General features: G+C 64.7%; 10 protein-coding genes. 8 read left to right on the top strand and 2 right to left on the bottom strand.

All coding sequences use genetic code 11. The features are described from left to right. Window positions 1-182: 182 nt before the first annotated feature. Window positions 183-1,244, bottom strand: coding sequence for a porphobilinogen synthase (gene hemB / locus GGD61_RS30150; RefSeq protein ID WP_092257493.1), 1,062 nt, complete (start codon window positions 1,242-1,244; stop codon window positions 183-185). 151 nt (window positions 1,245-1,395) lie between these two features. Here hemB and GGD61_RS30145 point away from each other — a divergent pair, with 151 nt between their 5' ends. The 4 genes from GGD61_RS30145 to GGD61_RS30130 all read left to right on the top strand — a co-directional run bounded on the left by GGD61_RS30145 (window position 1,396) and on the right by GGD61_RS30130 (window position 3,645). Next, window positions 1,396-1,896: a DUF6163 family protein gene (locus GGD61_RS30145; protein WP_018320039.1), complete on the top strand. Its 501-nt coding sequence runs from the start codon at window positions 1,396-1,398 to the stop codon at window positions 1,894-1,896. A gap of 519 nt (window positions 1,897-2,415) precedes the next feature. Then, entirely contained in the window at window positions 2,416-2,934 is a 519-nt protein-coding gene (ldtR, locus tag GGD61_RS30140) for a transcriptional regulator LdtR (RefSeq protein ID WP_018320040.1), read from the top strand. Window positions 2,935-3,131: 197 nt separating this feature from the next. After that, window positions 3,132-3,368 (top strand): hypothetical protein, encoded by a 237-nt coding sequence (locus tag GGD61_RS30135; RefSeq protein ID WP_018320041.1) that lies wholly within the window; start codon window positions 3,132-3,134, stop codon window positions 3,366-3,368. Between the two features lie 55 nt (window positions 3,369-3,423). Then, window positions 3,424-3,645, top strand: a complete 222-nt coding sequence (locus tag GGD61_RS30130) for a hypothetical protein (protein WP_018320042.1) — start codon at window positions 3,424-3,426, stop codon at window positions 3,643-3,645. A gap of 40 nt (window positions 3,646-3,685) precedes the next feature. Here the strand turns inward: GGD61_RS30130 and GGD61_RS30125 are convergent, their stop codons facing one another. Next, complete coding sequence (locus tag GGD61_RS30125; RefSeq protein ID WP_183231735.1) at window positions 3,686-4,006, bottom strand: hypothetical protein; 321 nt, start codon at window positions 4,004-4,006, stop codon at window positions 3,686-3,688. 333 nt (window positions 4,007-4,339) lie between these two features. Here GGD61_RS30125 and glyA point away from each other — a divergent pair, with 333 nt between their 5' ends. From glyA to GGD61_RS30105, 4 genes are read left to right on the top strand one after another with little or no spacing between them, the layout of a single operon-like run. Beyond that, window positions 4,340-5,638: a serine hydroxymethyltransferase gene (glyA, locus tag GGD61_RS30120; RefSeq protein WP_018320044.1), complete on the top strand. Its 1,299-nt coding sequence runs from the start codon at window positions 4,340-4,342 to the stop codon at window positions 5,636-5,638. A 15-nt stretch (window positions 5,639-5,653) separates the two neighbouring features. After that, entirely contained in the window at window positions 5,654-6,136 is a 483-nt protein-coding gene (gene nrdR, locus GGD61_RS30115; protein WP_011087793.1) for a transcriptional regulator NrdR, read from the top strand. Beyond that, window positions 6,133-7,281, top strand: coding sequence for a bifunctional diaminohydroxyphosphoribosylaminopyrimidine deaminase/5-amino-6-(5-phosphoribosylamino)uracil reductase RibD (gene ribD, locus GGD61_RS30110; protein ID WP_092257487.1), 1,149 nt, complete (start codon window positions 6,133-6,135; stop codon window positions 7,279-7,281). The genes nrdR and ribD overlap by 4 nt, the downstream gene beginning before the upstream one ends. Continuing rightward, entirely contained in the window at window positions 7,281-7,904 is a 624-nt protein-coding gene (locus tag GGD61_RS30105; protein WP_092257483.1) for a riboflavin synthase, read from the top strand. The genes ribD and GGD61_RS30105 overlap by 1 nt, the downstream gene beginning before the upstream one ends. The last annotated feature ends 152 nt before the right edge of the window (window positions 7,905-8,056 follow it).

Below are 8,056 nucleotides of genomic sequence, written 5' to 3'. Positions count from 1 at the left end.
GCCAGCGGCCTGTCGCGGGGTGCAAACCGCGGCAGGCCATTCCTCATGGAACAGGTCAAAGATAAACGATCGCGCTATTACAAGGGTGGGCAAAGGCGCGTAGCGCCGTCCCACCATTGCCCGCTATCTTGCGCGATGGATGGATTGGTGGGCACGCTTCGCTTTGCCCACCCTACGGCACCTTATCCCTGCGCGCGCAGCTTCTCCGCCGCCTTCGGGGCAAAGTAGCTCAGCACGCCGTCGGCGCCGGCGCGCTTGAAGGCGAGCAGGCTTTCCATCATGGCGCGCTCGCCGTCGAGCCAGCCGTTGTTGGCGGCGGCTGCGATCATCGCGTATTCGCCCGAGACCTGGTAGGCGAAGGTCGGCATCGCAAACGTGTCCTTCACGCGGCGGACGACATCGAGATAGGGCATTCCGGGCTTCACCATCACCATGTCGGCGCCTTCAGCGATGTCGAGCTCGACCTCGCGCAGCGCTTCGTCGGTGTTGGCGCTGTCCATCTGATAGGTGCGCTTGTCGCCGGTCAGCGTCTTGGCCGAACCGATGGCGTCGCGGAACGGGCCGTAGAAGGCCGAGGCGTATTTCGCGGCGTAGGCCATGATCTGCACGTCGAGCAGGCCGGTGCGGTCCAGCCCCTCACGGATCGCGGCGACGCGGCCGTCCATCATGTCGGAGGGCGCGATGATGTCGCAGCCGGCTTCGGCCTGCACCAGCGCCTGACGCACCAGCACGGCGACCGTCTCGTCGTTGAGGATCCTGCCGTCCGAGATCAGGCCGTCATGGCCGTGGCTGGTGAAGGGGTCGAGCGCGACGTCGCAGAGAATGCCGATCTCCGGAAACTCCTTCTTGATCGCGCGCACCGCCTGGCAGACCAGATTGTTCGGGTTGGTCGCTTCGGAGCCTTCCTCGTCGCGCAAAGACGGCTCGGTGTAGGGAAACAGCGCGAGGCAGGGGATGGTGAGCTTCATGGCGCGCTCGGCCTCACGCACGGCCTGGTCGACGCTGAGGCGCTCGACGCCCGGCATCGAGGCAACCTGCTCGCGCTTGTTGTGGCCGTCGATCAGGAACAGCGGCCAGATCAGATCGTCGGTGGTGAGGACGTTCTCGCGCACCATCCGCCGGGCCCATTCGGCCTTGCGGTTGCGGCGCGGGCGGACGGTCAGATCGAGGGCATGGGGCACCGCCGCTCCCTCGCGGCGCGAAACCTCGCGCAATTCGATCGGACGTCCGTATTTGATCGCCATCACTCTTCCTCCGGCTGGAATTATTCTTATATCAGCTCGCATGGTTCCCGCCACCGCGGCTTGACCTGCCGCAAGGCAGAATTGAGCTGACCTTGGCCGTCGAGCTTGGGCGCCGATTGATTTTGCGGGCCGAAGCAGCCAGAAGGGGGCCATGTCCGAGATTTCCACCCGCGATGCGGCCCGTGACGGCAGCCCCAGGGACGCCGTCAGAGACAGCGCCAGAGACAGCGCGATGTCGGTGGCTGCGATCTCGTCGGAGCGCTCGGAGTCCGACGACAATGTCTGGACGCGCCGCCTCGTGCTGTTCCTGCGGGTGATGGCGCTGCTCTCGATCCTGAAGGGTCTCTATCACTGGGCGCAGGTGACGGGCTTCGTCGGCGGCGAGGACGAGGCGTTCGAGAACCAGTCGATGGCCTGGCAGGCCGCGACCGTCTATTTCGCGGTGATCGAGCTCGTCGCCGCGGTCGGCCTGTGGCTGGCAACGCCGTGGGGCGCCGTGGTGTGGCTCACCACCGTGGTGTCGATGGCGGTGATCGAGCTGATGTTCCCGGGCATCTACGGCGGCAGCCTGATCGTCGTCGGCGTCGAAGCCTTCATGCTCGCCGCCTATCTCGCGCTCGCCTGGATGGCCGCGCGCGAACGGCCGCCGTAGCACAACGCGCGCTCTCGTGCCCCGACGCAATGCAGCGCGCCGCGCTTGTGGCGTGATGCGTTGCAGAGCCGGGGCCCATCTCTCCGCGATCTCGTTTGTGGCCCTCTGGGTCCCGGCTCTGCGCTCCGCTTCGCTGCGCTTGTCCGGGACACGAGAGCGGAGGCGCGGAGTTGTGCCGGATTGGTTGACCGTTGGTTGCCTAAAATTTGCGGTAAGTTTTCGTTGACCAGCCGGTTCCGCCACAGCCGTTACGCGCCCGTTTCGAAACGGAGCGGGGCTGTTCTGGAATGCGACAGTTGCGGCGGACGGAGGGTGAACAGGACCTTGCGAAGGTCAACAGAGGCTTTCGAAAAGTGCTTGTGGCACAGGCTTAATCCGCAATTCACTGTCTTAAATTCATGATCTCTTTATTCTCTTATTTAAGCCGATCTTCAAACGAGCCCCTTAAGTTGCGCCTATCAGACGGGACACAAGTTTCGTCGAATAAGTGTCGATAAAAACGACAACAGGGGAAGTGTCATGATGAAAGCCGTCGCAACTGCGGCAGATACCGCAGAGCGCGTCTCCGGCCAGCAGGGTTCGGTGCAGTCGCTCTATCTGGAAGCTTTGACTCTGGTGGAGCGGCTGCATCGCCGGCTCCTCGACGTGATCAAGGACGAATTCGATCGCCGCGGCCGCGCGGACATCAACTCGGTGCAGGCTCTCCTGCTCTACAACATCGGCGACAAGGAGCTGACCGCGGGCGAGCTGCGCACGCGCGGTTACTATCTCGGCTCCAACGTCTCCTACAATCTGAAGAAGCTCGTCGAGCTCGGCTTCCTCGACCATCAGCGCTCGCGCGTTGATCGCCGCTCGGTGCGCATTCGCCTGACCCCGCAGGGCCAGGAAGTCCGCCGCATCGTCGATGCGCTCTACCAGAAGCACGTCAAGACGGTGGAGCAGGTCGGCGGCATCTCGGGCGAGGAATTCTCGACCCTCAACAAGTCACTGCACCGCCTCGAGCGGTTCTGGACCGACCAGATCCTGTATCGGCTCTGAGTTTCCAAGGGATAAGGCCAAGCCGGCCCGCAACAAGACCGGCAAGCCGCCCGAACGTGCCTAACTTCCCCAGCGCGCCGGCCCGGAGTTGCCCCGGACCGGTGCGTTTTGCATTTTGCACCTGCGAAGAAAATTTTGCGATCCGAGGAACCAGTTCCGGGCCTGGTGCTTATCTCCTTCGGATCGGAGAAAGGTCGATGCTGGTCGAGCGCGGGCTGCAGGCGATGAATGTGGAACTCGTGAGCGAGGCCTACGCCATCGCCGCGAACTACCTTCGCCGTTCCGGCGCGATCCCCGATACGCTCGTCACCGACGAACGCCTGCTCGGGATCATCATCAAGCTGCTCCAGAACGGGGAGTTCAACAAGATCCGGCTCGCCAACACGGCGATCGCCCGGTTCCAGGCGCAGGCCGAGGCCCGCGCGGTTGCCTGATCAACAGTCCCAAAATACCGACGAACCCAGAATATCGCACGAACCAGAGGGTGCCATGGAAGCCGCCATCGACCGCATCATGCAGACCTATGACCTGCTCGCCAACCGCACCGCCGCGGCCAGCGAGGAGGCGAGGGAGAAGGTCACGAACTATCTCAACATCCTGATGGAAGCGGGCGAGAAGGACACCCACCGGTTGACGGTCTGCGGCCTGACCTATCTGCGCCAGCTCGACGGCAGCGTGGACCCGGTGAAGGCGGGGTATACCGGGTTGTAGGAGGGGAGGCCGGGCTACGGCACCCAGATCGGCCGCAGCTCTAGTCGAACTTGACCTTTTCGGTCCGTGATCCGGGCGGACCAAACCTTTTCACGGCGTATCCTCCCTTGAGAGCTGGCCAACTGCTCAAGATCGGGAGGATTGCCTCGAAAAGTGCATTTGCATCTGGGCCGTACATAAACAGCTGGCATTCGCCGCCCCCGAACTCGTCGCCATCAAATTCGCCGACTTCCTGCAAAACGATTGCGTCTTGCAGCCTGTCGGAGACGCTGTGAATGGAAGCGTGTTCCTCGGCTGTTCCACGACCGGGGTTCGACAAAGGGACGTGCACCTTCACGCAGTGCTCGATCTTGGCTGACATTGTGCCTCCACGTTCCCTTAGCGGCCCAAGCCGCACTGGTAATCCTATAGCCCGCCGGCCCGCCGAAAGTCTGCCTCCTTCTGCGTGTGCTTAATTCTAGGCACAATTTTAGATGGGTTGCGGGTCGGCCTTCGCAGCGGTCAGGGATCAAGGCTAGGTCCAGCGCCTCCGAATTCCCCCGATTCCCACCATATCTGGCACAATTCAGATCCCCGACCCGCAAATGCTTGGCCTGTTGCGGGCGATGTGGTAGATCGCGCTCGCCGCTTCCGATCGCCACACCAGACCGCCCGTAGCCCGCCAAAAGGCTGCGGCGGTGGAGATATTCGCAAGATGACCGCACCCAAAACCGCCTCCGCGCCCGATTCGTTTTTCACCGCTCCGCTCGAGCAGGCCGACCCGGAAATCGCCGCCGCCATCAAGGGCGAGCTCGGCCGGCAGCGCCATGAGGTCGAGCTGATCGCCTCCGAGAACATCGTCAGCCGGGCCGTGCTGGAAGCGCAGGGTTCGGTGATGACCAACAAATACGCGGAAGGCTATCCCGGCGCGCGCTACTACGGCGGTTGTGAGTGGGTCGACGTCGCCGAGAACCTCGCGATCGACCGCGCCAAGAAGCTGTTCGGCGCCAAATTCGCCAACGTGCAGCCGAACTCCGGCAGCCAGATGAACCAGGCGGTGTTCCTGGCGCTGCTGCAGCCCGGCGACACCTTTATGGGCCTTGACCTCGCGGCGGGCGGCCATCTCACCCACGGCTCGCCCGTCAACATGAGCGGCAAGTGGTTCAAGGCCGCGCACTACACCGTGCGCCGCGAGGACCAGATCATCGACATGGATGCGGTTGCCAAGCAGGCCGAACAGGTCAAGCCGAAGCTGATCGTCGCCGGCGGCTCGGCCTATTCACGCGCCTGGGACTTCAAGCGCTTCCGCGAGATCGCGGACAGCGTCGGCGCGTACCTCCTGGTCGACATGGCGCACTTCGCGGGCCTCGTCGCCGGCGGCGTGCATGCCTCGCCGGTGCCGCACGCCCACATCACCACGACGACGACGCACAAATCGCTGCGCGGTCCGCGCGGCGGCCTGATGCTGTGGAATGACGAGACACTGACCAAGAAGTTCAACTCGGCGATCTTCCCGGGGCTGCAGGGCGGCCCCCTGATGCACGTGATCGCGGCCAAGGCGGTCGCCTTCGGCGAGGCGCTGCGTCCGGACTTCAAGGTTTACGCCAAGAACGTCGTCGAGAACGCCAAGGCGCTGGCCGAGGCGATGAAGAGCCATGGCTTCGACATCGTTTCCGGCGGCACCGACAACCATCTGATGCTGGTCGATCTCAGGCCGAAGGGCCTGAAGGGCAACGCCTCGGAGAAGGCGCTGGTCCGCGCCGCCATCACCTGCAACAAGAACGGCATTCCATTCGACCCCGAGTCGCCGTTTGTGACCTCCGGTATTCGTCTGGGCACGCCGGCGGCGACCACCCGTGGCTTCGGCGTCGCGGAATTCCAGCAGGTCGGCGGCATGATCGCCGAGGTCCTCAACGCGATCGCGCAGTCGGACGACGGCAAGGCGCCGCTGGTGGAAGCCGCGATCAAGGAACGCGTCAAGGCGCTCACCGATCGGTTCCCGATCTATCAGTAAAGCTGGGTCACGCGGATGCGCTGTCCGAACTGCAACAGTCTCGATACGCAGGTAAAGGACTCGCGTCCGACCGAGGACTCTTCCGTGATCCGCAGGCGGCGCGTGTGCGTCGCCTGCAATTTCCGCTTCACCACCTTCGAGCGCGTGCAATTGCGCGAGCTCACGGTGATCAAGCGCAACGGCCGCCGCGTGCCGTTCGACCGCGACAAGCTGATGCGCTCGGTGCAGATCTCTTTGCGCAAGCGGCAGGTCGAGCCGGAGCGGGTGGAGAAGATGGTCTCCACTATCGTGCGCGAGCTCGAGACCGGAGGCGAGGCCGAGATCTCTTCCGAGGTGATCGGCGAGACCGTGATGGAGCATCTGCGCACCCTCGACGACGTTGCCTATGTGCGCTTCGCCTCGGTCTACCGCAATTTCCGCGAGGCCAAGGATTTCGCCGACGTGCTCGGCGAGCTCTCCGGTGAGGAGGAAGCGCGGCTCGCCGCGATCCGCAAATGATCTTCCGCATCCTGGAGGATCAGTTCGCGCAGAAGGCGCGCGAGGCCAAGGACGCCGATCTTCGTTTCATGCAGCTGGCGCTGGCGCTTGGACGCCGCGGGCAGGGACGCACCTGGCCTAACCCGGCCGTGGGCGCCGTCGTCGTCAAGGACGGTGTCATCGTCGGCCGCGGCTGGACCCAGCCAGGCGGACGGCCGCATGGCGAGCCCGAAGCGCTGCGGCGCGCAGGTGAAGCCGCACGCGGCGCCACGCTCTACGTCACGCTCGAGCCTTGCTCGCATTTCGGCAAGTCGCCGCCTTGCGCCGACGCGGTGATCGCGGCCGGCATCAAGCGGGTGGTGGCGGCGATCGAGGATCCCAATCCTGAGGTCGCGGGGCAGGGGCACGCGCGGCTGCGCGCGGCCGGGATCAATGTGGACGTGGGCCTATGCGCGGCGGAAGCCGCGTTCGATCACGCCGGGCATTTCCGCCGCATCCGGGACAAGCGTCCGCACGTGATCCTGAAGCTTGCGGTGTCGCCCGACGGCAAGATCGGCGCCGCCGGCGGCAAGCCGGTCGCGATCACGGGGGAGGGGGCGCGCAATCGCGTGCATCTCCTGCGCGCGCAGAGTGATGCCATCCTGGTCGGCATCGGCACGGTGCTGGCGGACGATCCACTTCTCACCTGCCGCCTGCCGGGCATGGCGGCGCGCTCGCCGGTGCGCGTGGTGCTCGACCAGAGCCTGCGTATTCCCGGGGCGAGCAAGCTTGTGGGCTCCGCGCGCGAGACGCCGCTCTGGGTGATGGGCTGCGACCTTGCGGAAGCCGCGGCAGCAACACGTCTCGGCGCGACCGGCGCGCAAGTGATCCGCATCCCGCCGGCAGGCGCCTCCGGGCTCGATTTGCCGGCCGCACTGCATGCGCTGGCCGGGAAGGGCATCACCCGCCTGATGGTCGAGGGCGGCAGCCGCGTTGCGGCTTCGTTCGTCGCGGCCGACCTCGTCGACGAGATCTGGCTGTTCCGCGGCGCGGAAGCGGTCGGCAGTGGCGGCGTCGATGCGCTCGATGCATTGCCCCTGTCGAAAATCACGCAGTCGCAGGCCTACAAGGTTCATGCTAGCGAAACATTCGACAAGGATACTCTCACCATCTACGAGCGCGCGTAATGTTCACCGGCATTGTCACCGATATCGGCGAGATCGTCAGCTTCACGCCCGTGGCACAGGGCCAGCTGCACCGGCTGCGCATCGCCTGCCGCTTCGATCAGACCACCATCGCCGACGGTGCCTCGATCGCCAGCAACGGCGTGTGCCTGACCGTGGTTGCGTCCGGCGTCGCAGGCGGCAAGGACTCTGAGCAAAGGACCTGGTATGACGTCGATGCTGCGGCGGAGACGCTGGCACTCACGACGGCCAAGCACTGGAAGGTCGGCACCAGGCTCAACCTCGAGCGCGCGCTCAAGATCGGCGACGAGCTCGGCGGGCATATCGTCGCCGGCCACGCCGACGGTATCGCGACCCTCGTCAGCCGCGAGGATCTGCCCGACATGGCGCGGTTCGAGCTCTCGACCACGCGGGAGCTGGCGCGGTTCATCGCGACCAAGGGCTCGATCACGCTCGACGGCGTCTCGCTCACGGTCAATACGGTCAAGGACGTGACTTTTTCGGTGCTGATCATCCCGCACACGCTCTCGGTCACGACGATCGGTGGCTGGAAGGCGGGGGACGAGGTCAATATCGAGGTCGACTTGATGGCCCGCTATGCGGCGCGGTTGACGGAAATGAAGTGACGGCAGAGCCGTCATTCCGGGATGGTCCGCAGGACCAGGCCCGGAATCTCGAGATTCCGGGTTCGATGCTTCGCATCGCCCCGGAATGACAGTGTCTTTAAAACTTGGCTTACGTGCCTGCGGCGACTACATAACGCGCCGACCCCAGTAAA

The sequence above is a fragment of the Bradyrhizobium sp. SBR1B genome (assembly GCF_014198205.1).
Classification (GTDB): Bacteria; Pseudomonadota; Alphaproteobacteria; order Rhizobiales; family Xanthobacteraceae; genus Bradyrhizobium.
Note: the sequence above shows the minus strand (reverse complement) of the source record. Positions and strands in the feature narration are given on the sequence as shown.